At 45.5% G+C, this 26,556-nt stretch carries 24 protein-coding genes; 5 read left to right on the top strand and 19 right to left on the bottom strand.

Annotation, left to right across the window (positions count from 1 at the left end):
* Positions 1-10 precede the first annotated feature (10 nt).
* The 17 genes from HUG20_RS10840 to HUG20_RS10920 all read right to left on the bottom strand — a co-directional run bounded on the left by HUG20_RS10840 (position 11) and on the right by HUG20_RS10920 (position 17,559).
* Complete coding sequence (locus HUG20_RS10840; RefSeq protein ID WP_200084710.1) at positions 11-1,918, bottom strand: TRAP transporter permease; 1,908 nt, start codon at positions 1,916-1,918, stop codon at positions 11-13.
* Between the two features lie 33 nt (positions 1,919-1,951).
* The gene (locus tag HUG20_RS10845) at positions 1,952-3,121 is read right to left on the bottom strand and encodes a TAXI family TRAP transporter solute-binding subunit (RefSeq protein WP_200084711.1); all 1,170 of its coding nucleotides are present in this window, start codon (positions 3,119-3,121) and stop codon (positions 1,952-1,954) included.
* Positions 3,122-3,692: 571 nt separating this feature from the next.
* A complete protein-coding gene (locus tag HUG20_RS10850) occupies positions 3,693-4,751 on the bottom strand; it encodes a tartrate dehydrogenase (protein WP_200084712.1) in 1,059 nt (352 codons plus the stop codon).
* Positions 4,748-5,311, bottom strand: a complete 564-nt coding sequence (locus HUG20_RS10855; RefSeq protein ID WP_200084713.1) for a Fe-S-containing hydro-lyase — start codon at positions 5,309-5,311, stop codon at positions 4,748-4,750. The genes HUG20_RS10850 and HUG20_RS10855 overlap by 4 nt, the downstream gene beginning before the upstream one ends.
* A 16-nt stretch (positions 5,312-5,327) precedes the next feature.
* Positions 5,328-6,170: a fumarate hydratase gene (locus HUG20_RS10860; RefSeq protein WP_200084714.1), complete on the bottom strand. Its 843-nt coding sequence runs from the start codon at positions 6,168-6,170 to the stop codon at positions 5,328-5,330.
* 41 nt (positions 6,171-6,211) lie between these two features.
* Entirely contained in the window at positions 6,212-7,090 is an 879-nt protein-coding gene (locus tag HUG20_RS10865; RefSeq protein WP_200084715.1) for an HpcH/HpaI aldolase/citrate lyase family protein, read from the bottom strand.
* A 73-nt stretch (positions 7,091-7,163) separates the two neighbouring features.
* Positions 7,164-8,321, bottom strand: coding sequence for an acyl-CoA dehydrogenase family protein (locus tag HUG20_RS10870; RefSeq protein ID WP_200084716.1), 1,158 nt, complete (start codon positions 8,319-8,321; stop codon positions 7,164-7,166).
* 15 nt (positions 8,322-8,336) lie between these two features.
* Positions 8,337-8,858: a MaoC family dehydratase gene (locus HUG20_RS10875; protein WP_200084717.1), complete on the bottom strand. Its 522-nt coding sequence runs from the start codon at positions 8,856-8,858 to the stop codon at positions 8,337-8,339.
* A gap of 27 nt (positions 8,859-8,885) precedes the next feature.
* Entirely contained in the window at positions 8,886-10,037 is a 1,152-nt protein-coding gene (locus tag HUG20_RS10880; RefSeq protein WP_200084718.1) for a CaiB/BaiF CoA transferase family protein, read from the bottom strand.
* 97 nt (positions 10,038-10,134) lie between these two features.
* Positions 10,135-10,683, bottom strand: coding sequence for a GntR family transcriptional regulator (locus tag HUG20_RS10885; RefSeq protein ID WP_200084719.1), 549 nt, complete (start codon positions 10,681-10,683; stop codon positions 10,135-10,137).
* Entirely contained in the window at positions 10,620-10,784 is a 165-nt protein-coding gene (locus HUG20_RS10890) for a hypothetical protein (RefSeq protein ID WP_200090597.1), read from the bottom strand. Before HUG20_RS10890 ends, HUG20_RS10885 begins: the two co-directional genes overlap by 64 nt.
* A gap of 340 nt (positions 10,785-11,124) precedes the next feature.
* The gene (locus tag HUG20_RS10895; RefSeq protein WP_200084720.1) at positions 11,125-11,310 is read right to left on the bottom strand and encodes an aldolase/citrate lyase family protein; all 186 of its coding nucleotides are present in this window, start codon (positions 11,308-11,310) and stop codon (positions 11,125-11,127) included.
* Positions 11,311-11,395: 85 nt separating this feature from the next.
* Positions 11,396-12,826, bottom strand: a complete 1,431-nt coding sequence (locus tag HUG20_RS10900) for an SLC13 family permease (RefSeq protein WP_200084721.1) — start codon at positions 12,824-12,826, stop codon at positions 11,396-11,398.
* Between the two features lie 336 nt (positions 12,827-13,162).
* Positions 13,163-14,851 (bottom strand): SLC13 family permease, encoded by a 1,689-nt coding sequence (locus HUG20_RS10905; protein WP_200084722.1) that lies wholly within the window; start codon positions 14,849-14,851, stop codon positions 13,163-13,165.
* An 80-nt stretch (positions 14,852-14,931) separates the two neighbouring features.
* The gene (locus HUG20_RS10910; protein ID WP_200084723.1) at positions 14,932-15,630 is read right to left on the bottom strand and encodes a response regulator; all 699 of its coding nucleotides are present in this window, start codon (positions 15,628-15,630) and stop codon (positions 14,932-14,934) included.
* Entirely contained in the window at positions 15,627-17,216 is a 1,590-nt protein-coding gene (locus HUG20_RS10915) for an ATP-binding protein (protein WP_200084724.1), read from the bottom strand. The genes HUG20_RS10910 and HUG20_RS10915 overlap by 4 nt, the downstream gene beginning before the upstream one ends.
* Before the next feature lie 142 nt (positions 17,217-17,358).
* Positions 17,359-17,559, bottom strand: a complete 201-nt coding sequence (locus HUG20_RS10920; RefSeq protein ID WP_200084725.1) for a hypothetical protein — start codon at positions 17,557-17,559, stop codon at positions 17,359-17,361.
* Positions 17,560-17,777: 218 nt separating this feature from the next.
* Here HUG20_RS10920 and HUG20_RS10925 point away from each other — a divergent pair, with 218 nt between their 5' ends.
* Positions 17,778-18,899 (top strand): AbrB family transcriptional regulator, encoded by a 1,122-nt coding sequence (locus tag HUG20_RS10925; RefSeq protein ID WP_200084726.1) that lies wholly within the window; start codon positions 17,778-17,780, stop codon positions 18,897-18,899.
* A 211-nt stretch (positions 18,900-19,110) separates the two neighbouring features.
* Positions 19,111-19,944, top strand: a complete 834-nt coding sequence (locus HUG20_RS10930; RefSeq protein ID WP_200084727.1) for an alpha/beta hydrolase — start codon at positions 19,111-19,113, stop codon at positions 19,942-19,944.
* A gap of 747 nt (positions 19,945-20,691) precedes the next feature.
* Here HUG20_RS10930 and HUG20_RS10935 read toward each other — a convergent pair.
* A complete protein-coding gene (locus tag HUG20_RS10935) occupies positions 20,692-21,177 on the bottom strand; it encodes a thermonuclease family protein (RefSeq protein WP_200084728.1) in 486 nt (161 codons plus the stop codon).
* Between the two features lie 99 nt (positions 21,178-21,276).
* On the opposite strand from HUG20_RS10935, the gene HUG20_RS10940 reads away from it, so the two are divergent.
* Together HUG20_RS10940 and HUG20_RS19515 are read left to right on the top strand one after the other, a co-directional pair.
* On the top strand, positions 21,277-22,161 hold the full coding sequence (locus tag HUG20_RS10940; RefSeq protein ID WP_246476387.1) for a DMT family transporter: 885 nt from the start codon (positions 21,277-21,279) through the stop codon (positions 22,159-22,161).
* A gap of 188 nt (positions 22,162-22,349) precedes the next feature.
* Complete coding sequence (locus HUG20_RS19515) at positions 22,350-22,484, top strand: hypothetical protein (protein WP_281392394.1); 135 nt, start codon at positions 22,350-22,352, stop codon at positions 22,482-22,484.
* A gap of 24 nt (positions 22,485-22,508) precedes the next feature.
* On the opposite strand, the gene HUG20_RS19170 is transcribed toward HUG20_RS19515, so the two are convergent.
* A complete protein-coding gene (locus HUG20_RS19170; protein WP_246476388.1) occupies positions 22,509-24,356 on the bottom strand; it encodes a tetratricopeptide repeat protein in 1,848 nt (615 codons plus the stop codon).
* A 146-nt stretch (positions 24,357-24,502) separates the two neighbouring features.
* Between HUG20_RS19170 and HUG20_RS10950 the strand changes: the two genes are divergently transcribed.
* On the top strand, positions 24,503-26,476 hold the full coding sequence (locus HUG20_RS10950) for an acetoacetate--CoA ligase (RefSeq protein ID WP_200084730.1): 1,974 nt from the start codon (positions 24,503-24,505) through the stop codon (positions 26,474-26,476).
* Positions 26,477-26,556: the final 80 nt, after the last annotated feature.

The following is a 26,556-nucleotide window of genomic DNA, read 5'->3' on the forward strand; positions in this document are numbered from 1 at the left end:
AACCTCCTTATTAATACCTGTGACTCGCGTTCTCTGCAGCTGTATTCCCTATTTTCTTCCTTGAATATGAGATGAAATAAAAGATGATAACCAGCAAAACAACGGTGGCATTTATAAAAACGTTAGGGACTAGCATTGCGATCCCTCCGAGAGAAAAAATAACCCTGTGAATCATAAACAGGCTTCCATAGCCAATAAGATATCCTTGCAACGCTGATGCAATGAGGACGACACCGATCAAGGCTGAACCAATACTAAGCAGCGATTCGGTCATCGTTCCGCTCCATATTAACGCAGGTTGGTACACGATGAAAAACGGAATGAAAAACGTTACAATCCCTAATTTTGTCGATACAATCGATGTTCTCAACGGTCTCGAATTAGCTATTCCGGCTGCCGCAAACGAAGCAAGGGCAACAGGAGGCGTAATGTAAGATGCAGTCGCCCAATAAAGAACAAATAAATGGGCCGCAATCGGATCAACGCCGACAGCCACTAATGCAGGAGCCAACACAATCGCCAAAAAGATGTAACTCGCGGAAACGGTCATGCCCATACCGAGAATGAAACTTGTGATCGCGCCGGCAATCAATAGCAGTAAAAGATTGTCTCCTGCCATCATGACCAATTCCCTTGAAAATGAGAAAGAAACGCCTGTTGCTGAAAAGGCACCTACGATCAAACCAACACCGGCGATCAAGGAGACAATTTCTCCAAGCACTTTGCCCATATCCGCGATCATATCCCCGAGCTTCTGCCCATTAAGTCGCGTAGGCTTCTTTAATGTAGTCAATATAAGAATTAAAGCACTGGCATAATATGGCGCCTGACCCTCCGATTGAATAAATATAAGAACGAGAATCAATGTCACCAAGCTCGCTAAATAAATCCAACCTTCATTTAAAGTTTTTAGCACCGGTGGCAACTCTATTTTCGGAATCCCGCGCAAATCATTTTTGGCAGCATAACCATCAACCTGGAGAAAAACGGCTATGAAATACAAAGCTGCCGGAATGGCCGCTGCCACTACGATTTCTAAATACGCAACCCCGATGAACGATGCCATAATAAAAGCAGCAGAGCCCATAATGGGCGGTGCAATCGTTCCACCGGTTGATGAGGTTGCTTCGACAGCCGCCGCATATTCAGAGTCATATCCGGATTTCTTCATCGCCGGTATCGTCATTTGACCGGTCGTTACGGTATTCGAAATCGCGCTTCCGCTCAACATCCCGAAAAATGCACTCCCGGCCACTGAGACTTTCGCCTCTCCGCCTCTTTGGCTACCGAAAATCGACTGCGCCAGCTTGAAGAAAAACTGTCCTCCTCCGGTATGTGTGAGGATCACACCAAATACTAGAAATCCAACAACCAATGTCCCTACCGTAGATAAGGGGACACCCAGCACACTGTTTGTACTCATGATATGGTTATTCGCAAGCGTAATGAAGTCAAAGCTGTGCCCTTGCAAAAAATACACAGGGATTATATGGGCGAAGAGTGGATAAATCGAAATGAGGCCGCAAATGGCAAATAAAATTTTCCCACCGGCTCGCCGTAATATTTCAAGGACGAGCGCCCACATCACAACTGCGGCGATGGACGGTGCCACCGGAGCCATCCAGTCCCATCCTTCCAATATAATGCGTTCACTGTTGAGCCCTAAATAAATGGTCGCAACAAGTGTCAACGAAAAACAAATCACATCATAATAACGAATGAAGGTGTCTGTTTTCCTGGCCGGCAACACTAGAAATGAGATTGACATAAATGCGGCAAGCAAATAGTATAAATATTCATTTTGCAAGGGAGCAAATCCGAATAATCTCAGATAAAACACATGATTAACAGATAAGAATACGCCTAAGAGCGTCAAAATAATAACAATGACTTTCCAAGGTCCATGTATACGATTCAAAACCTATCCCTCCATTCTAAGCTGCACACTTCTCTAGAATTCCTCCGGCACTAGTTCTTCTTTTCGCTCCAACCAGTGCTCCTCATGTTCGTCTTCGGATAGATTCATTTCTTCTGCCTCCTGCTCGGCCATCGTCCACGCCTCTTGGAGTTGCTCTTGGCGCTCAATTAAAGCGTCGTTTTCTTCTTGTTTTTGTTCATCCCATAACCCGATTTCTTCAAGATATCGGATGGAGCCTTCATGAAAAGGCACACCCATTTCCGCAGGGCTTGTAATCACTTCATCAGGATGATACGTCCACATATTCGATGTTGCGCCTTCGTAGTTCTCGTACTGCTCAACGATCGATTTCGTGTAAGCGTACATGTCTTCCTCGTCTTGATCAGCATACGCCGCAAACAAGTAACCATGCCCCAAAACTTCATTATCATCAGTCATGCCGGCACCATCATCTAACTCTCTCGGACTAAACCAAGATGCAACATCTTGGGCATGATCCCATCCTTCTTCATCGGATGCAGGCATTTGCAACCAGCGAATCCCTTCAAGGCTATCAGCTTCAAACATCCCTCCGGCTAATGGATTGATCGACGCTACATCAAGTTCACCTTGAATCAATGCCTCCCCTTGTCCACCATAATCGTTAAACTCCACGACATCGACATCATCGAATGTCAATCCACCAAAAGCAAGCATGGACTCTGTTTTTATATTTATAGACGTATTTCCGCTAATATGAGGAACACGCATCCCTTCCAAATCTTCTATTGACTCGATATCAGAGTCTTCACTAACCGCAAAGCCTAACGGAGAAATAGGCGCCCATAACGCACGCATATCTTGAGGTCCCCAGCCAAGATGAAAAAATTCTTCAGTTCCTTCAAAAGCGAACTTTACTTCATCCCCGATCTTTCCGACGTCTGCATCTCCTAAATAAAGAGGCATCATACGGCCAACACCGCTAGAAGATGGAAGCATTCGTATTTGGGTACCGTATTCTTCTGTGATCTCATTGGCCACTGCAGACGCCTCTGCATACCCTCCGGCATTAATATCATACACACTCCAGACCATCTCCTCCGGCATTTGTTCGCCATCTTCCCCAATTTCAAGCGCTTCCGATGATGCTCTCGGATTTGTGCAGCTAGCACATATGACTCCCAACACCAGTAGTGCAATAAAGGCTAAATATCGATACTTCAATGATGTACCTCCTGCTTGCAGATTTTTTTCAAATACTTAGCAACAATGATTCTATTTTTAAACCTTATATATATTTCATTTGTCTATTGTATCCAATTTATGTGTAATCGCTTCCAAATAAGTTAATATTATTTTATATACTAGAATCTTTTTTGTCAATAAAAAGGGTCAACACTAAAATCAATGGTTGATATTCGTGATTAAATATGGTAATACCACTAGCGAGCGAAGGAAAAACACGTAGACTCCTGTGGGAAAGCACAGGGCGAAGACCCCGCAGGAAAAAAGCGAACTTCTTTTTTTCCGAGGAGGCTGAGCTCGGGGCCCACGGAAAGCGTAGGGTTTTTCCGTAGCGGTCACTACCAATCATAATTGCCCCTAGTTTGTCAGCCATAGATTTTGGTGAAGAGCCAATAAAAATATAAGCTTTTATCGCACAAAAAAACCCTTTCAATCGGTTCATCCGATCAAAAGGATCTCTTTTTCTCCGATTTTTTAAAATAAGTTCTTCGGCAGAAAAGGATATTACTATTAATCGCACCAGTTTTTATCGATATTTATAAGCCTCCTATCAAGCCCTCCGTAGTTGCTTGATGATTTCGTCGGTGACTTCGTTCGTTGTTGCTTTACCTCCAATATCTTTGGTAACCACGCCTTTTTGAATCACGGTTTCAATCGCTCTCAACAACTGGTCACCGATGTCGGTTTCCCCAAAATGATCAAGCATCATTTTCGCTGTCCAAATCTGTCCGATCGGATTGGCGATGTCTTTCCCGACAATATCAGGTGCCGATCCATGAACAGGTTCAAACATGGAAGGATATTTTCCATTTATATTGATATTGGCTGCGGGCGCAATTCCCACACTCCCCATGATAGCCGCCCCTATGTCCGTTAATATATCGCCGAATAAATTGCTCGCAACGATCACATCGAACCTTTCAGGCTGTGTAACAAAAGATGCGGCGAGCGCATCTATATGAAATTGTTCCGTTTGTATCTCGGGAAAAGGGTTTGATACATCTTTAAATACGTCATCCCAAAACGGCATGGAGTGATAGATCCCGTTTGATTTCGTCGCGCTTGTCACTTTTTTTCCGCGCTGGTTGGCCAATGCAAAGGCATAATTCATGGCTCGTTCCGTACCTTTTCTGGAAAAAATAGCATTTTGAATCGCGATTTTGTCTTCCCCTTGGTAGATGGTTCCTCCTACCTCACTATACTCTCCTTCACTATTTTCGCGGACAACGATTAAATCAAAGTCTTTTGGATTTGCCAGTTTGGAACTCAAACCTTCAAATGTTCGTGCCGGCCGTATATTAATCACTTGTTCAAAGTGACGTCTAATATTAATTAGTAACTCCCACAAAGAAATATGATCCGGCACAATTTCCGGGTTACCGATCGCACCTAAAAAGATGGCATCAAAGTTTTTTAACGTATCCAAACCATCGTCGGGCATCATTTGATTATGTTCCAAATAGTATTCACTGCTCCAAGGAAATTCAGTGAATTTGAATTCTAGACCCCCGTGAACGTTTTCGGCTGCTTGTAATACCCTGATCGCAGCGGGAACTACTTCTTTTCCAATCCCATCGCCGGGGATAGAAGCAATGTCGTATGTTTTCATTGTGGATGTCTCCCTTGATAAGCTTCTGCGCCTTGTTGATACAAGTCATTACCATAACAGTCATTGATGACCGTAACCGGAAAATCTTTAATTGTGAGGCGACGAATCGCTTCAGGTCCCAAGTCTTCATAGGCAACGACTGTTTCGAATTGGATTTTTTTGGATAACAATGCTCCAGAGCCTCCGATGGCGGCAAAGTAGACGGCTTGATAGTTTTGGATCGCTTCTTTTACCGCTTCATTTCGATACCCTTTGCCGATCATCCCTTTTAATCCCATGGACAGCATTTTAGGGGTGTATTTATCCATCCTGCCGCTTGTCGTCGGACCTGCCGAGCCGATGATCTGGCCAGGTTTTGCCGGTGTCGGTCCGACATAGTATATGGCTTCCCCTTTCAGATTAATCGGTAATTCTTCGTTGTTCTCAATGAGTTCCGCCAATCGTTTATGCGCCGCATCCCGTGCTGCGTATACGTCACCGCTTAACAGTACCCGATCTCCGGCTTTTAAATATTGAACCTTTTTATCTGTTAGGGGAAGCGTTACTATTTTTTGTCCCATTTAAGTCCGCCCTTCCTTATAATGTCACCTCTTTATGCCGATTGGCATGGCACTGGATGTTCACCGCCACCGGCAAAGCGGCAATGTGACAAGGATAAACTTCAATTTTCACATCAAGGGCTGTCGTCGAGCCTCCCATGCCTTGCGGACCGATCCCAAGATCGTTGCATTGTTCGATCCATTTCTCTTCCAGTTCGGCAACCCGATCCTCTTCGTTGCGCTCTCCTACGGGGCGCAGCAATGATTTTTTGGCAATGTAGGCGGATTTTTCGAAACTGCCACCGATCCCGACACCAACGATCATGGGTGGACAAGCATTAGGACCCGCCAGGCGAACAGACTCCAGCACGAAATGTTCGATGCCTTCCAAACCGTCGGACGGTTTTAACATTTGCAAGCGGCTCATGTTTTCCGCGCCACCGCCTTTCGCGGTGAACTTGATCGTGAGGTGATCGCCTGCAACCATTTCCACGTATGTGATGGCAGGTGTATTATCCCCTGTATTCTTACGATCCAGAGGATCGCGAACGATCGATTGACGTAAATAACCGTCCCCATAACCTTTGCTCACCCCTTGATTGATGGCATCATACAAGCTACCGCCCACGATGTTACAATCGTACCCCAATTCTATAAAAAATACAGCCACCCCTGTATCCTGGCACATCGGGATGTGTTCCTGCTTGGCAATTTCAGCATTATCCAATAACTGCTCAATCACATCCTTGCCAATCTCCGATTTCTCTGTTTTCAAGGAAGATTGAAACGCGCGGATCATGTCATCGCCTAAATCAAAACTGGCCGCTTGGCACAGGAAAGCAACATTTTCCGTGATGTCGTCCACATGGATTTCTCTCATAACCCATACACATCCTTACTCCCGCGATAATCTGGCACCTTTTACCCTTCCTTCAACGCCTCCATCATGTCCAACGTTCGCTGGGCGCTTTTTACAACAGGCACGTCGATCATTTTGCCATTCAACTGGATCGCGCCGTCCCCACGTTCTTTTGCCCGCTCATATGCATCGACAATTTCCGAAGCTTCTTCGACTTCCTCCTCGGACGGGGTATAGACGTTATGAACGACGTCAATTTGTTTCGGATGAATAATCATTTTTCCTTTAAATCCAAGACGGTTGCCTCTTTGTGTGTCACGAAGCAACCCATCTTCGTTTTGAAAATCCGCATAAACCGTATCAATCGGCCCTTCAATGCCAGCTGCGTAACTGCTGTTAACGAGTTGTGATTGGGCGTACAGCAGCTCCTCCCCGCTCCCGCTAAGTCGCGTTTGCATATCAGCCGTATAATCAATCGCTCCAAAACTAAGCCTTACGATTCTCGAAGCCGCTTTCGCAATTTCATAGCTGTTGTGAATACCGAGCGCAGACTCGATTAACGGGAACAAGGGAATCTCGCCTGACGCGTAGCCCCGTTCTTTCTCCAGAGCCATCATCTGTTGATCAACGTCATTGATATGGTCGGGTTTCTCCGCTTTTGGGAGCACTATACCATCAACACCGGCACGAATGCCCGCTTTTATATCTTCCGTAAAATAAGAAGAGGTACTTTCATTGACTCTAAGTAGCTTATATGGCGCTTTATCAATATGCTTCTCTTGCAAATGCATCGCGACGGTTTCCCTTGCTTCATCTTTTTCATTCAATGGCACCGCATCTTCCAAATCATAAATAACGACGTCTGCATTGGTCTCCATGGCTTTTTCCATCGTCCGCGGATGATTGCCGGGCGCAAAAAGCCATGTGCGATGTTTTTTCATCTTCATCCTCTCCCTCTATCTTCGGATAAAATAACACAACGGTTCTAGAAATAACTAGAACCGCTTGTCATCATCAAAACGACCGGGGCAATCCGAGCACGTGCTGACCAACATAGCTGCGGATTAAATTATTCGTGATCGGAGCGACCATAAAGAGACGCGCTTCCCGAAATTTCCGTTCAATATGATACTCCGCCGCAAACCCATAACCGCCGTACGTATCCATCGCGCTGTTTGCCGCTTTCCAGGTGGCTTCAGAAGTCAGGAACTTCGCCATGTTCGCTTCTTCGCCACAGTTCTCTCCCTGATCAAATAAATCCGCTGCTTTGTCTCGCATTAATGTCGCCGCTTGAATCTCCATATAGTTTTCGGCCAATGGAAATTGTACGCCTTGATTTTGACCGATCGGACGATTAAAGACGACACGTTCATTCGCGTAATTAACCGCTCGATCGATAAAATATAAACCGTCTCCGACACTCTCGGAAGCGATCAAAATGCGTTCGGCGTTCATTCCACCGAGCACATATTTAAACCCTTTGCCTTCTTCACCGATTAAGTTTTCCTTATGGATTTTTGCCCCTTCAATGAATACTTCCGTCGTCGCATGGTTAATCATCGTATCGATTGGGCGAATGTCGATATGTTCCGCTTGTTCGTTCATATCAAGGACAAACAAACTTAATCCATCGGTTTTTTTCTTTTCCTGACCTTTTGGTGTTGTTCGTGCAAGGAGCAACATCAAATCCGAATATTTCGCTCTCGATGTCCAGATTTTTTGGCCGTGAACGATATAGTAATCGCCCTGTTTTTCGGCAAATGTGGAAATGCTCGTCGTATCACTGCCGGCGGTCGGTTCGGTAATTCCAAATGCCTGCAGTCGCTTTTCACCGGTGGCAATCGGCGGGAGCCAACGCTGTTTTTGCTCTTCCGAACCGTGACGCAGGATTGCCCCCATCGTATACATTTGCGCGTGTCCGGCAGCCGCGTTTCCGCCAGAACGATTAATTTCTTCCATTATAATGCTCGCTTCTGTCATCCCAAGACCGGCACCGCCGTATTCTTCCGGAATTAAAACGCCTAACCATCCTTCATCGGTCAAAGCTTGGATAAATTCTTCAGGATATTCATGCCGTTTATCGATGTCCTGCCAATACGATTCCGGAAAACGTTCGCATAAACTACGTACACTTTTTCGAATCATTTCATGATCCAGTTTTGTTTGTGTCATTTGTCATCCTCCTGATTATTGAGAGTTTTCCCGATGAACTTTTTCAAATAAAGCATTTCTTCCTGAAGGCGCATGGTCTTTTTTATAGACCATAAACGTTCGTTTGTAATCGATGACGACTTGGCCTTCCTGATTATACCCATATGTTTTTACTGTGACGATGCCTACATTATCCCTTGAGCCGGATTCTCTTTTATCTAAGACCTCGGAATAAGAATAGATCGTATCCCCTTCGAAAACGGGATTGGGCAATCGAATATCTGTCCAACCAAGATTTGCCATCACATTTTGGGATAAATCGTTCACCGACTGACCGGTGACAAGTGCCAATGTGAAGGTTGAGTTCACGAGTGTCCGGCCAAAGTCTGTTTGTTCGGCATAATGATCATCAAAATGAATCGGATTCGTATTTTGCGTTAGCATCGTGAACCAACTGTTATCTGTCTTCGTAACCGTCCTTCCCAGTGGATGTTGGTACACATCCCCTACTTCAAAATCCTCAAAAAAACGCCCTTTCCAACCATCTTTAACACTCACAATGATTCCTCCTTATGTTTATTGGATTCATATTTTCATGTTCCCAAATCCAAATTCCTCCAATATCGAATTAGTATGTTCCCCGAGCTCAGGGACATCTCCCATCACAGGTTCTACTCCACTGATGGATGCCGGAGGACGCAAAGCTTGAATGGGACCTTGGGGTGTATCAATCCCCTGCCAACGCTCTCTTGCTTGTAACTGGGGATGATCGAAGAATTCTTTCATGGAATTTAATCTCGCGTTTGCGATGTTAGCGGTTTCCAACCGTTCAATGACGGTATTTCTATTTAACTTTGAAAAAATGCCCTCGATCAGTTCCGTCAGTGCCTGTCGATGTTCGGAACGTTTGGCGTTACTCACAAACCTTTGATCTTCTGCTGTTTCAGGCTTTTGTAGCACATTTTCACAAAAACTCTGCCATTCCCGTTCATGTTGAAGACCGACAAAAACGGTTTTCCCATCCCCGCATCGAAACGGACCATAAGGAAAAATCGTTGAATGGCTGGCCCCTTTCCGTTGCGGCTCTTCGCCGCCATAAGCCGCATAGTACGTTGGATATCCCATCCATTCGCCCAACGCTTCCAGCATGGAAACATTGACGGTTTGTCCTTCTCCGGTACGAGATCGCTCGAGAAGCGCCGTAAGAATCCCGGAATACATGTACATGCCCGAAGCAATATCGGCAATGGAAATTCCAGCCTTGGAGGGAACGTCTTCACTTCCGGTAATGGATACGAGCCCGGCTTCGCATTGGACGAGCAGATCATAGGCTTTTTTGTCTTTGTATGGTCCGGTGTCCCCGTATCCTGTTAAATTACAAATAATTAATTCCGGATATCGTTCACGAAGCATCTCTGTCCCATACCCCAACCGTTCCATTGCCCCGGGCGCGAGATTTTGAATGAATATATCCGCTTCGCCCAATAACCGGTTGAACACCGGTCTTGCATCCTCCGATTTTAAATCAAGTGTCAGCGATTCTTTCGAACGATTCAGCCAAACGAAATGGCTGGACAAACCATGAACGGTGCTATCGTAATCACGGGCAAAATCACCTGTATGGGGACGCTCTACTTTAATCACTCTTGCGCCAAGGTCGGCAAGATGCCGAGTGGCAAAAGGAACGGCAACAGCCTGTTCAACGGAGAGAACCGTTATCCCTTCTAATGGTTTCATATTGACCCTTCCTATTTTCTAAGTAAGTACTTGTATCCATAAAAACGAATGAAGAGGATATTGTATCCAATATTAATTCGCAAGAGCGATGATCCTATTAATCATCCTCCGCCTGAATAAACGCGATTAATCGTTTACCTGTATTGAAAATATGATCATGAAGCAACGAAGCCGCGCGCTCAGGTTCTTGATTCTTTAATGCTTGAACGATTTGTTTATGGTCTTCATTCGATTTCTCCATTTGACCATGTAAAAATTCCGGTGTTTGCTGTGAATAGCCGTTCCACAATACTTGAATAAACGTGGAAAGCCGCTTCCAAGGGCATCGCTTTAAAAGCAAATGATGGAAATCAATATTGGTTTGCACGAACGCTTCATGAGTGGCTTGATCCATCTCTTTTGTAAGCGTATCCATATCGGATAAATCTTTCTCCGTGATAAAAGGATATGCCTTCTGAAGGGCCATTTTCTCCAATTCCGAGCGCAAAACATAATTTTCAAGGATCGCTTCCATGTCCAATTCGTTCACAAAAGCACCCCGATAAGGTTCGATCATGACGAGCCCTTCAATTTCCAGTTGCTTTAAAGCCTCTCGTATCGGCATTCTGCTGATCCCCAATTGTCTCGCCAGTTGTTCCTGAACCAATTTTTTTCCGGGCGGAAAATCCCCCTTAGAATGGCCTTTCGAATCGCATTACAAGCTTTTGTTTCAATCGAATCCTTATTTTCTAACTGAAAATTTTCCATGATCATTCTCCTTGAAACATAGTATATCGTATCCAATATATGCTTGCAATAGTAATACGTAATTTCTTTTAAAGGCAGCCCTTGCAAATAGCTAGTGAATGCCGGGAGCGGATGCTAACAGTGGAAACAATTAAATATCGCCAATCGTATATCCCAGTTCTTGTTCAAAACTGTTCATCGGTTGATCGACTTTTTCATATCGTCGGGATTCTCTGCCTTAGTCAACACAATGACGTCAATGCCACCCCGAATCCCGATCTTTACATCTTTTAGAAAAACTTGACTTATCGCCAAGGATGGCGAAAGTCAAAGTCTTTTCTTATACTATCATCCGAACAATTTATACATTCTGATAGTGCAAGAAAAAATGAGATCTGCTTTCCTTCACCTGAAATAACTTATCAAGCGCTTGATCGGCATGCTCCTCTTGTAAGTGTTGCGCGATGACATTCCGAGCCTGCTCCTTCTCCTTCATTGAAACAGCACCTTCAAGATTATAAATAATCACATCCGATTTTGAACCCATCGTCTTCCCCATCGCGGGCAATTGCCAGGGACAAAAAGCCAAGTGCGATGTTTTTCCATTTCGGCTCCTTTTTTCTTCTATTTATCTAAGGCCAAAAGCCTAACCAATTCCACCATGTATATATAACAACCAATGTTATGATTGTGGTTGCCAAAGTCGCCCATAGCCCCGGAATATAAAAGTCCTTTTGCTTAACTAACCCGGTTCCGTGCGCAACGACATTGGGCATCGTCTCCACAACTAAAATATAGCCAAACAACGTCGTAAGACCGGCTGCGAAACTGATAACCACAGGGTCCAGTCCCACTTGTACCGATAAACCAATAAAGACCGGAAGTAATGTGACGACAGCCGTCGAGACATTGGTAACACCTAAATGATAGATTTGCGAAATAATCACGACGAGCAAAAGCGCCAACCACGGCTGGCTGAACGCCGCAAGCAACCACTCCGCAGAAAGAACCTCTTCCAGTAAATCAATCGCTCCGGATTCAATTAAAGAAAACCCCAATGACAAAGTTGCACCAATCAAAAGAACCATATCGAAGTTAACTTTTACAAGGTTTTTCCATTCGATAAATCCCACTTTTGGCAGCCCCATCAACACAACCGCAAGGAGGGCCGGAACGGTTGGGTGATAACCATGGAACGGCTGGGTCATCCACAACAAAACCGTTAGACATAAAATAGCGATACATTTCCATTCCGCACGGGTGAAAGCCCCGAGGGACGCCCGTTTTTCTTTCATGTCGCGCTTTAATGCATCAAACGAATAGCCATTTTCTGGTGGGAAGCATTTCCAAACAATCCACGGGATCGTTATCATCAATAACATCCATATCGGGAAGGCATATAATAACCAATCCAAATATGACAGGGTTTCGCCGACATACAACTGCAAGATTTCAACGGTTAAAATGTTCCCAACTGCTGCCGTCAATATCGCCGTCCCGCTGATGTTCCCGGCGTAAGCGGTTCCCACCATCATTAATTTGCTGAAATTGCTCTCTTTTTTTGCCCCAACAACTGAGAGCACGGAAAGAACCATCGGCATGATAAGCGTCATACGTACGGCAGTAGCTGGGATGAAAAAAGCTTGCAGTTGCATTAACAAAAACAACCCATTAAACGTTCCTTTTGCCGAGTGCCCCACTCTCGACAGTAACGCATACGTTACCCGGTTCATTAAAGGAGTTTGCCTAACGCCTTCGGCGATCATCATTCCGGCAATAATCAGAAACACGGCCGGGTTGGCAAAACCGCTTAATACTACTTCAATGGGAACCGCCTGGAAAAATAATAATAAAACCATTGCTAAGACGGATGTCATCCCCAAGGGAATAGGCTCCAACGCAAACAGAAAAATCGCAAACACCATGATGGATATAGTAGCCCTGGCCTCCCAAGCAATCCCTTCCGGCAAGAGTAACAGGCATCCCAGAAAAAAGAGAATCGAAACGCTGAAAGAAACCGTCTGTTTGGATAAAATTTTTCCTTTTATTCTATGAATCGGCATATATAAGTCTCTCTTTTACATAAAGTTCGATCCCTATTTATTCATATTTTCATAATAACCGTTTACAAAGGCTTATAAAACGCCTCCATTTAAAACGACCGCGGAAAACCGAGCACATGCTGCCCGGCATAACCACGGATTAAGTTATTCGTGATGAGGGCTGCTTTAAAAAGACACGCCTCCCGGAATTTCCGCTCAAATCGATATCCGTCCAATAGGATTTCGTAAAATACTCACATAACCTCCGTACACTTTTACGAATCACCTCTTGGTCCAACAAATATTCTTTTAAACTGCCTTTACATACTTTCAGAGCCGGTCTTTTGCATGAAAATATTATCGAAGCGCATCAGGGAAGACCGTTAAATCTACCCCCCATACTAACGGTACGAGAAAATATACACCTAAAATAATAATCACTATTGCAACAATGTTTACAAAGAATCCGGTTCTGACCATTTCAATGATTTTGAGTTTCCCGGTACCGAATATAATCGCGTTCGGCGGCGTTCCGACAGGTAACATGAATGCCATGTTTGCAGCCATTGCACACGGTATCATTAATGCGAACGGATGAATGTTTAAAGCAAAAGCCAACGCGGCAACCACAGGCAGGATCATCGTTGCTGTGGCTGTATTTGAGGTGATTTCAGTGAGAACCATGATTAAGATGGTTGCTGCCGTGATAATTATAATTAAATTAAAGCCCTCAAAAACGGTCAATTGTTCACCGATCCAATCAGATAACCCTGATGCTGTGAATCCTTGAGCGATCGCAAGCCCACCACCAAAGAGAAGCAACACTCCCCATGGGATATCACGAGAGTCGGTCCAATTCAAGATGCGCCCACCTTTTAGACGACTGGCCGGAATAGAGAATAAAAGCACTGCAGAGAGAACCGCGATCATTCCGTCTGACAGACCTGGAATTCCCAAAATGAGTCCATCATCGACATCCCAGAAAAATTCACGCGTAATCCACATGAAAGCTGCAAAAATGAATATGATGCCGACCATCCACTCTTCATAAGTAGCTTTACCTAGACCTTCGCGTTCCTGCTGAATGACCTCACGACCCCCCGGCAATTCTTTAATGCTTGTTTTGAAAGCAAAACGTCCGAGATAAATCCAAGCAAACGCAATCATCAACGCCACAACTGGGACGCCGAATATCATCCAAGTGGCGAACGAAATTTCAACACCAAAAATTTCGTTCATCTGACCTGCAAGAATAATGTTTGGCGGCGTTCCGATTAATGTGCCGACACCGCCTATCGTACCGGCATAACCAATGCCAAAGATCAATGATTTTTCAAACTTAGGAAAATCTTCCTCTTCTGGTCTGCCTTTTAAAGCTGATGCGACTTGTGCGGTAATCGCGAGGCCCATTGGGACCATCATCATGACAGCCGCGGTGTTGGAAACCCACATCGAAAGGAAACCTGTTGCTACCATGAAACCGAGCAAAATCCGTTGAGTACTTGTACCAATCATGGCAATAATGAAAAGCGCGATCCGCTTGTGTAAATTCCATTTTTCCATTGCCGTTGCGATAAAGAAACCGCCAAGGAATAAGAAGATGATATCATCACCATAAGAAGAAACAACGTCATCGCCTTCAACTGCACCTGTCATCGGCAATAAAATGATCGGTAATAGTGACGTTGCCGGGATAGGAAGGGCTTCAGTCACCCACCAAGTTGCAACCCATAATGTTACAGCCAAAACTGCTTGCGCTTCTGAAGTAAGTCCTGGAGGTTGGAAGAATAACAGGGTGAGCAAGAAAAGTGCAGGTCCAAGAATCAACCCTATGATCTGTGCCTTCGCGTAAGCTTTTGGTTGTTCCGGTTTAGGGTTTTCTCCATCTCCGCCCGGCGAATCTGCAGCCTTGTGCTTTCCTTCTTGTTCACGCTTTTTAACTGACTTGTCCACATCTTTTTTATATGAAAAAATATTAATGAGATCTTTTGCACGATGATGTTGTTTCCATAAATGTTGCCAAGTTGATTGAAATACCGCTTTCATCAAATATCCCCCTCACTAATTTGGAAACGCTTACGCAATTTATTCTCCATGATTTGAGGGATTTCGACTAGTATTTTTAATTAAACGAAACTGGAATTTTTTATTTTTAATCCTTGAGAAGTGAGTCGATAATGCTGCAGCGGCCTTCCCGATGATTGATACACGACGTCTTTTTCGATCCAGCTATTTTCGAGAAAGTACCGTAAATATTTACGAAGCGACACATGTGAAATAACTGTTGCTTCACTCAGGGCAGCTGCCGTCAGCCATTCTTCTTGATCCTTAAAAGCACCAAGTACCCGCAATGCTGTCTCTTTTGTTATGCCCTTTGGCAAGGTGCGGGTTTCAGTGCTTTGCCGGTCACGAAATAATCGGTCCACATCTTCTTGACTGTAGATGAATGGATCACCTGCCAAGCTGTCCTTGTATTTGAGCATTGCGTCCTGAAAGCGATCATACGTAAAGGGCTTGATTAAATAATCGATTGCGCCGAATCGATAACCAATTTGTACGGAATCCCGATCATTGGCAGATGTGATAAGAATAACGTCCAGCGCCAATTCTTGTTGACGTATATAACGAAGTAAGTCCAAACCACTTTCCTCTTGCAAATAAACGTCAAGAAGCAGAACATCTATACTGCTTTCTTTCACCAATCTCTTCCCCTCAGCTAGTGTCGCTGCGGAGCCTGTCCACAAGAATCCGGGTAGCTTCTCCAAGTAGAGTTTGTGAAATTTCACGACCAAAGGCTCGTCCTCAACAGTTCCTACTTTAATCACCGTTTATCCTCCTGTCTTTTCAACGGAATCCGCGCCGTAAACACAGTGCCCTCTCCCGGGGTTGAATCAAATGCATACGTTCCCCCAGCTTTCATAATGGCCTCTGCCATAAGGGAGAGACCGAACCCGCGATGCGCACCTTTCGATGACACACCTTGTTCAATAAACCTTGGAAGTTTTTTGACATCAAAACCTTTACCGCTGTCTTTTAAAAGAAAGCAGAGCATGTCTTCATCCCTTTCGAATGTTAAGTCTATCGTTTTCTCGTTTCTGTCAATCATTGCTTCATAAGCGTTATCGAGTGCGTTGCCAATGACAGTGATCCATCTGTCAAGCTGCTCAGTATTTGTAAGTACTGGCCAACTCGTCTCTCCATGTAAATAGACAGTCACACCGGCCTTCTCCAAGCGTTCGATTTGGTTTGTAATGTAGCCAGCTAAGGTTATGTCTTTGATGTGTTGCCCGATTTCGTTAATCCCTTTCTCGTATTGAATCGAGAGAGAGTCAATGTAATCTTCAAGTTCTGTATACGATTTTGTATAGACCATGGCTCCAATAATATGAAGTTTGTTCATAAATTCATGCGTTTGCAGGCGTAGCTGCTGAGCGTAGTGCTCAACACCGACGAGCCGTTCGAGGACACGGTCGAGCTCACTGCGGTCACGAAAGGTAATAAGCGCACCGACGGTTTCGTTACCAACCATGACGGGCATACGGCTTGTGATCATTTGTATATCTTTGAACCATTGCATGTCATCAGTAGTCGTTTTGCCTTCGTAAATTTGCTCATCTATAGAAAGGGCTGGCCATACATCTTCGATTGCCTTGCCGAGCGTATAGTTGCCGAGCGTTGCGGTAGCAGTATTGTTCGTGACAATGATTTTTCCTTTATTATCGGTGGCAACGACGCCTTCGTGTACACTTTCAAGCATCGCTTCGCGCTCTTGAAGCCGTTGGGCAATTTCTTCCGGTTCAAGGCCGTGCAACGTCCGTTTAATCCGGCGAGCGAGTATGTATGCGCCACCAGCACCTAATATTAAGCTAAGACCTGTGCTAATATAAACGATCCGTTGGCTTTGCGAAACATAGTTATCAATTCGTTCCGTGGAAATGCCAACCGAAATCGCGCCAATCTGTTCATCATCATCGATGATTGGGCGGAATGCACGCATCGATGGGCCGAGTGTGCCCACTTCCTCAGATGTATAAGCTTCACCTTGCTCGAGCACATCGGCAACGTCCGGGCCAACAAATTCTTCACCGATTCGTTCGGGTGTCGGATGCGTGAGACGAATACCATCCATATCCATAATGACGATATAGAGCAAGTCGTTCTCGGTGCGCAGATTCGCGAGCAGCTCCCTTAGCTCCTCATCCGCTTCGCCGGTGATGAGCGCATCAATAACCATCGGACTTTCGGCAAGGTGACTCGCACTAAGTACCGCTTGATCTTCCAACGACTGCCGTGCCTGCTCGGCTTGTGAATAAGCCATGAGTATACCCGCTAGCAGCAGCGTTCCGAATAAAAGTGCCATCGCATAAACCATGATCCGGTATTGAAGCGGCCATTTCTTCTTTTTTGTCACAGTTGCACCCGCCCCCTTACTACCATTATATTGCACGATTGGAGCTTATTCAAAAGCCCATAAATTCATCTAAAAAATAAAACCGCACCCGGACAAAATACCAATTGTGGGGTGCGTTTCATGGATGTGAAATATTTAAGCCCTACTCATCCTGTTTCTTTTTATCCCTATTCGCTTGCAAAAAGGGATACGGAATACCGATAAGAGCAAATAGTATTATGACGAGTGGGATCCCTTCTATTTCCATGAGAAACACGTAATTCAGGATGATTAATAAAAAAGCGCCGAAAAACACACCGAATAGCCATTTGAGGTATGTTTGTATGTAATATCGAATTGTCATGGCGTTTCCTCCGTTCGTGATCGTCTTCTTCTATCCTATCACCGGGGAAACGGTCATGCCAGACATGGGAAATTATTTTTTGTTAACGACTATCATCCGCCTCCAATCTCCTGCGCAAAGCTTCCTAACACCTTCCCCTATAATCCCATTCTCTTGCCCACGCGCCGTATCATTATTATACTGTATAGAGTGTCTGCACCAAGAAAGAAGGAATACACATGCCCTACATTGTTTATTTTATTTTGTGCGCATTGGGCGGACTTTTGTTTTCATTTACGAATCTATCGATTGCATGGATGATCGGTGCACTAGTGGTCGGTAGCCTTGTCGCGATTTTCCAACCCGACTTTTTCAACCTAAAACGCGCAGTAAACGAAATGCCCAGCAGTTGGCTTTGGCTTGGCCAAGGCATCCTCGGAATCCAACTTGGCCTCTATATCAATATGACGCTCATTGAAACGCTCAGCAACTATTGGCTCATCATTCTCTCTGTACTCGTGCTTTCTATTATTTTTGCGTTCATTACCGGGTTTTTCCTCTTTCACTTTACAAAAACGGATCTTTTATCCAGTTTTATCGCCACGGCTCCCGGCGGAGTTGCCGCGATGCCTGCTTACGCACAAGAAGTTGGGGCAAACGTGGCAGCTGTCAGTGTGACACAAGTGCTCCGCGTCGTGCTCGTGATCAGTACCGTTCCGGTTTTATTATCATTCAATGGCGGAAACGGGGGCGCGACCGAAAATATCCAAAGTATCACGTATGACGCCACCGTTTTGCCGCTGTCCTTCGGTCAATTCGGATGGACGTTTTTATTGTTGGCACTGGCACTTATCGTTGCTGTCACATCAAAAAAAATAAAAATCCCCGCGCCCTGGTTACTCGGCGCAATGGTAACCGCCGCGGCCTTCAATCTCATTTCGGCTCAAGCTTTCCCCGCAGCCACGCTTTGGTGGCCCGACTGGGCATTGCCGGTTGCCCAATTATTCTTAGGGGCAAGCATCGGCGCCAAAATGCAAAAAGATTTGTTTCGAGATTCGAAAGCCGTGATCATTGTCGGCATCATCAGCTCGCTAGCGTTAATCGTTGCGCTCGCCGCTTTGTCCATCCTGGTCGCCTCCCAAACACGACTGGACATGATCACATCGATCCTCGCCTTTTCACCCGGAGGTGTCGCCGAAATGGCCGCCACCGCGGTTGAACTCGATGCCGATTCAACCTTCGTCGTCGCTGTACAAATCATTCGGATTATGGCAGTGCTGCTCGTCCTGCCCCCGCTGTTTCAACTGTTACGCAAGTATGTTCTGAAGGAAGAAAAAGAAAACCATCGAAAGGCATCATGACAAGCGGGCATTTTCTGGACGATCTCCCAGCAGATCGTCCAATCATGGTACCCGTGTCCGAACGTGGACAACGCTTCCATTCGCTATGAGCCTTTCAAAAATGGAGTATACTTATTCGATTCACCCAAGGCAATATGTTAATTTTGATAATAGAATACCTAATTGTTGTTCCAAGATGTATTCTTACCCCTAAACCGTTGGTGGTGAAACTATGCATGGGCTACCCAGATGGGTTTGGTTAATTATTATTGGAGTTGTCTTTATTGTCCTCGTGCTTGCACTTCTATATTTTTTTCAACATCGTCTGATTTTTCACCCTACTTCCCTATCGGAAGATGAAACAGCTGAGATCCGGTCCCAACATCCCGAGACGGAAGAGATCACTATTCCTGTGGCGGATGAAGTAAACGTTCATGGGTGGTTGATCTCCAACGCTGAGGAAGAACCGGCTCCATTACTGATTTATTTTGGCGGGAATGCGCAGGAAGTATCGCAGTTGATTCCCGAAACAGCGGAACTCGAGGACTGGTCGGTGTTATTGATGAACTACCGCGGATATGGATTAAGCGAAGGCAGCCCGGATGAAGAGGCGTTGTTGGGAGACGCATTGCAGATCTATGACGAAATGGCCGGGCGCGATGAGATTGATGAGGATAACATCGTCACGATGGGCAGAAGTATCGGGTCTGCGGTGGCCACGCATCTCAGCGCAGAAAGGGGTGTGCAGGGTACGATTCTCGTCTCTCCGTTTGATGAATTTCTGAACGTCGCCCGGTCCCAATTTCCTTTTCTACCGGTGGAAAGCTTGTTGAGATATTCTTTCGACTCCACGGAAATCGCGCCACAAATGGAGCATCCGTTGTTGGCGCTAATCGCCGGGGAAGATGAGATTGTTGATCCGGAATATTCGAAATCCCTCGTGAAAAAATGGCGCGGTCCCAAGGAGAGCTATATGATTGAAGGAGAGGGGCATAATACAGTTCATTTAAATGATGAATACCAAGCATATATCAAGGATTTTTTAACGAAAATTCGAGAAAGGTGACTCTTGCCATAATATAATGAACACATCCTAACGAAAAGTTGAATACGCATGGATGACAAGTAGCCTATTGGATCTTTACAAAAGCAAATACCTGGAGGCAGCATATTTCTGTTATCTTTCCTGTAAGCCTCTGCCAAAATTAAAATGAAGCTTTAGAATAGCGAAACGTTAATGAAAAGCGTGTTTACAAATGATGTCAGAGTACAAACGTTTGACGCCATTAACCTACAGAATCCAGCATATAATGGCGTCCATGGGCAACAATGACACCATGAAAGTTCCTACGCCTGATTATGATGGCGTCAAAAATGAAAAGACAAAGGCTTTCGTTCACCATATATTTCCATGAAATTACACGTGCCCTGCTCAGAAGAAAACCACGCCAAATGACGGCCAATCACCGAATTTGAACATTGACAGATGAAAACACATGTCCATCATTTTGCTTTAACGGAAAAAAGGACGATAAATGTCATTAGGTTTTAAACTGTCATGGCTGGGATTTATGATGTTGGCATTGGCACTGTGAAAAAATGCTTACAGCAGCTATCATCCATGATACTTCTCAAGTATCGCCGAAAATGCATGCATTAAACCGATTAGCAGAACATTCAACAATTAAAATGAGCAAACCACTGTCCATTCTCTTATTAGAAACGTTGTTCACATCCTTCATCTATTAGCATTAAGCTCGATCATTTCAAGTAACCCCTCTTCGACAAGCGTTAAACCATACGAGTCGACTTTTTACTCTGACCACATCCCCTTTCCATCCTCCTGCGCTTCTTCCTGAATCTCGTAAAATTCCTCTTCATAGCGCACGTCCGGCTCAAAGACGGCGACTTCAGCTAATCCTTCTTCCAACAGCATTTCTTGAAACATCCGATCTTCTTCCACGTACACGTAGAACAATAACCGATCATATTGATCCCGTTCCGACTCGTCTTGCTCAAGATACACGGTTTCTCCGAGCAAAACTTCAGTCGCAAATTCTGTGGCTTCATCCCCATATGGCTCCGGCTCACATTCCGGGGGATCATGTTGATGACAGATCTCCGGGGCATCCACCATAATCGGACGCACCCGCTCGTCCCCCATCCCTTGAATATTCACATCAAATGTATCGCCGTCCACGATGTTCACGACCGTCCCTTGAAGCTCGCCACCCTCAGAAGTTTGACAGCCAACCAAAAGCATAATCATTGCACCGAACAAAAATAAATACCGAAACATAACACCCTCCCCTTTTTGATTATATCGGCCAAAAACACCACTTTATTAGCCGAAAAGCCACGGTTCTTTTTCACATCATAGCATGATAGAATGACAGTTATGAAACAATCAAACAAACTCATCATCTACATTCTTATGTTAGTCATCACGCTCCTTTGGGGTTATGCGTGGGTGCTCATGAAAGACGCGCTTACATACATGGGACCGTTCACGTTTTCGGCGTTTCGTTTCGGCACCGGCGCGGTCACACTGCTCCTCGTCGTATGGATCCTGAGAATCGGCTTTCCGCCCCGACAATACTGGAAACATTTGGTCGTCATCGGCTTCCTGCAAACAACGGTCGTATTCACGCTCGTCATGTACGCCCTAGAATTCGTCGACGCCGGCCAATCCTCCGTCCTACTGTACTCCATGCCGATGTGGAGCAGCCTCCTCGCCGTTCAATTCCTTGGCGAAAAAATAACCCCGGCGAAGCTAACAGGCTTGATTGTCGGGATCATCGGGCTATTTACGATTGTCGGGTGGGATATGTGGATCGGACAATCATTCGAGGTGATCTTTGGGCAACTTCTGATCATTATTGCCGCCATCGCTTGGGCGATATCAAACATTTACTATCGACGTCACGTGTCCGGGCTATCGCAATTGCAAGTATCTGCCATGCAAATGTTCTTCGGGTCCATTGGCATCACGCTTGCTGCCCTCATCACGGAATGGGGCGAGCCGATTGTTTTTAATGCAGCGAGCATTTATTATGTTTTATTCACCGGTGTGCTCGCCTCAGCGTTAGCTTTTACCGCCTGGTTTTTTATCATCAGCAAAATTGATATGGTCACCGCGACGATCTCCACATTACTCGTTCCGATCTTCGGATTAACGTTCAGCAGCATTTTGCTCGGCGAACAAATGACTATTGGCGTATTGACCGGATCTGCGCTGATTATTTCCGGGATTGTTATCGCGACGATCTCGAAGAAAGGTTAAGAGTAAGAAGCCAAAAGACCACCCTATCAGCAGGTGGTCTTTGGCGATTATCCCCCTAAATTAGGGACTGCTGAATAACGGAAAAAGATTGGCACATAAGCATTTTCCGTTGATGTTGTCAAAACTGGATGCAAGAAAATCTATCCTAAAAGCAGAAAACCCTTGCACGTCTGGCAACGTACGGAGGGATGGCGCTGCAATGGCGAGACTCCAGCGGAAAAACGGACGCGTCAAGACCCCGCAGCGCCGGTTTTGCGCGAGGAGGCTTGACCGTTCGTCCGCGGAAAGCGAAGCCATGGAAGCGGCATCCCGGCTTCAGCTGATAGCTGCAAGTTGTTCAGCATTCCCTAAATTAATGCCTTCAAATTCTGTATCAACACCTGATCCGATTGCCACAACTCAGCGTAACGTTGCGCGTAATCGATGGCCTCGTTCTCATCTCCGATTCCATAAAAAGGGGGGATCGTTTCCGGAATTTTTCTTTTTCCGAGCAAGTACTCCGGAACGTGCGGATTTTGATCGATCGCTTCTTTTAAGCCTTTCTCCGCTTTTTTCGTCCATCCGTTTAGCTTATATTCAGCATAAGCGCGATTGTAGCCCATATTGGCTGTCGGCTCGTCATATTCATTCACAAGTTCTTTCGCTTCTTCATAGTCGCCCGCCTTCATTAACGCGCCAAGCAAGAGGTAGCGAATGCCTTGATTGTCCATCTCGTTTAAGTCTAGCAGTTCTCGGTAGTGTTCCGTCGCGAGATCCAAAGCGCCCAATTGCTCACACGTCTCAGCGTAGCCTTGTTTGGCTCGCATGTACGGCCTTGTCTCCGTGAGCCCCCAAAATAACCCACGATTATTTTCAAAAAAACCCGGGCCGAACTCCGCTTCGCCCTTGATCATGCCATCAAAATACAAATCATTTTGTTCTTCCACCGTGTCTGCTTTTTCTGCCAAACGCACGTATCGATCGATCTGATCTCCGGTGACCTCGCTTGTGCTCGGTTGGTTATCCATTGGCAGATCGGTCGGAAGAAGTTCGTTTATAAATTGTTCAATCTCTTCTTCAGACGAAAATTCTTTGCTTTCAACCGTTTGTTTTAATTCATTAAAAAGTTGCTCCGCTAACTCCGAAGCCCCTTCCGTATCGGGGTCAAATGGCGAAAAATCGTCGATGATATCATCGAAAAAATCATACATCAAATAGTTCATTTCTTGATACCGTTGCGATAAAGTGCTCGGGGATATCCCGTATTTTTCCGCGATCTCTTTTTGCGTAGCTTCATCCCCTTCCATCATATTTACTAGATATTCAAGTGCGGCGGCAAATACCGCTTCTTTTTTCACAAGGGGATTTTCGTCCTCGCAAAACTCCTGCCATACTTCAATCGCGAAATTGAGGAGGTCATCATCCCAAATCGGTCTGTTCGTTTCATATAAAAGTTCAATCACCGCCTGATGTTTTTTCGAAGCCCATTCATACGTATCGATTAATTCACGCGGGTCCGCTTCATCGTTAAACAGATCGTACAAAACAAAGGGGTATTCGTTTTTCATCGCGTTTGAGAAACGGGCAAGGTCCAAGTCACTTCGATATTGCTCATATACGCTTTGCAGCCACTCCAAGGGAAACTCATCATAGGTGAACAAAAAATGGTTGATGTTGTTGTCAAAGGGGACGAAGATTCCGACCACACCATTTCCGATTTCAGGCAACTCGTCCTCTTTATCGCAGAACACATCGCGTTCACCGGTTTCCAATGAAGCCACTTTAAAATGATCGTCATCAATATGATCAATGACTTCATACATGCCGGGCACCGTTACCCACTCATCTATCCTAGCTTTTGTCTCGGGACGCAATGCGCTTCTTTGCTCATCCAAAAACGTTTGAAAAACCGTTTCTCCTCCTTCAACCAACGGAGCATTGAAAATTGCCCACCCTACAAACAACACATAATATTCTGCTTCATAATCAGGATCGATGTCCCAGTTATTTTCACGTACATAATCTTTAAACAAAGCAAAAAAGCGGTCGCTATATTGAAACGCAAATTCTTCCAGTTCCTCGTTTAACTGCTCCAATTCTTGCGCTGCCATCTTCGTTGCGATATCTATAACTTTATTTTCTTTTTTCAAACAACATTGTTTATACTTTTTCCCGCTTCCACACGGGCACGGTTCGTTACGTCCGATTTTAGCCATCCTATCACTCCCCAACGCTCTTTTTCACAGTCTATCATAAGGGAGAAGATCATGCTAAACGAAAGGACAGCGAAACACTGCTCAAAAAAGCGCTTTCCTATGATACAATGAATATATTCTCATTGAAAACAACAGGAGGTTACACAATGCCAGTGAAAGAAGGATCCCTTCTTTGGGAACCGTCGCAGGAATTTATCAACCAATCCAATCTCAACGATTACATGACGTGGCTCAAAGACAACAAAGGATTGACGTTTAATGCCTATCACGAACTATGGGAATGGTCCGTTACAAACGTCGAAGATTTTTGGGAAACGTTATGGGTTTATTTTGATATTCAAGCAAATCCTTCCTACCGACGTGTGTTGGACGCCGAAGGCGTTCCCTTCGCGAAATGGTTCGAAGGTGCCAAGCTTAATTATGCGGAACATGCCTTTCGCCGCGCCCGGCCGGAGGAAACGGCGATCATTTCCAAGTCGGAAATTCGTCCGACGGAGAAAATAACGTGGCAAACGCTGTACGAACAAGTGGCTTCATTTGCCGCAGGATTAAAAGCTGAAGGCATCAAACCTGGGGATCGGGTCGTTGCTTATTTGCCGAATATCCCTGAAGCAACAGTTGCTTTTTTGGCGTGCGCGAGCATCGGAGCTGTTTGGTCGAGCGCTTCCCCGGATTTCGGCAGCCGAACGGTCGTGGATCGTTTTCAGCAGATCGAACCGAAATTGCTCGTTGCCGTCGATGGGTATCGTTATAACGGCAAAGATCATGAGCGGATTAATTCGGTACGTGAAATTCAAAAAGCGATCCCGACACTGGAAAAAACGATCGTCCTCCCCTATTTGTCACAGGAACCGAACACCGAGGCGCTAACGAATGTGAAGTACTGGCGAGATTTTATGGAAAATAACCGGTCGACGTCTCTCACCTACACCTATGTTTCTTTTGACCATCCGCTCTGGATCCTTTATTCATCCGGGACGACCGGACTTCCGAAAGCGATCGTGCAAGGACAAGGCGGCATTTTGCTCGAACATCTGAAAAAATTGGCTTTCCACACCGATCTAAAACCGGAGGATACCTTCTTTTGGTTTACAACGACCGGATGGATGATGTGGAATATCGTTGTAAGCGGTTTACTCACCGGTTCCACGATTGTCCTATATGATGGGAGCCCGACGTACCCGAGGATGGACACGCTTTGGCAATTCGCAGAGGAAACAGACGTGACCGTTTTTGGCACGAGTGCGAGCTACTTAATGGCAAATAAAAATAACGATGTGGCACCCGGGGACACTTATCGATTAGAGCACTTGAAAAGCGTCGCCTCTACCGGTTCGCCGCTCCCGCCGGAAGGATCGGAATGGGTCTATGAAAATGTGAAAAAAGATCTGTGGCTCGCCTCGGTCAGCGGTGGGACAGACCTTTGTTCCGCATTCGTCAGCGGGTCCCCACTCTTGCCCGTACACGCGGGCGAAATCCAATGCCGGGCACTCGGGGCAGATGTGCAAGCGTATACGGAAGACGCTCAACCGATGTTCGATCAAGTCGGAGAACTTGTGCTCGCCAAGCCTATGCCATCAATGCCGATATATTTTTGGGGCGACAAGAACAATGAGCGTTACTATGATAGCTATTTTGCCGACTTCCCCGGCGTATGGCGACACGGGGACTGGATCAAAATTACGTCCATAGGGAGCTGCCAGATTTACGGACGTTCCGACTCCACGATTAACCGCGGCGGCATTCGCATGGGAACGAGTGAAATCTACAGCGCCGTCGAAGAGGTGGAAGCAATCGAAGACAGCCTCGTCGTCGACATCAGCAATCCGGACGGGAACGACTACATGCCGCTTTTCGTCGTACTGAAAGCAGGTGCCACATTGACCGAAACACTGGAAAAAGAAATCAAGCAAAACATCCGCGAGCACTGCTCTCCCAGACACGTGCCCAACGACATTTTCAAAATCAACGAAGTGCCCACCACATTAAACGGCAAAAAAATGGAAGTCCCCATCAAAAAAATCCTTATGGGCACACCAATTGAAAAAGCGGTGAACGAAGGCTCGATGAAAAATCCGGAAATGTTGGATTATTTTATTGAGTTTGCAAACAAGAGATAGGTGCATCGGAGGCAGGTGCGTTGAGCGCTTCATGACACCCCATATTGGAGTATTCTCGCCCTAATCGGTGCCATGGAAGC

The sequence above is a fragment of the Salicibibacter cibi genome, from assembly GCF_016495865.1.
GTDB classification, from domain to species: Bacteria; Bacillota; Bacilli; order Bacillales; family Marinococcaceae; genus Salicibibacter; species Salicibibacter cibi.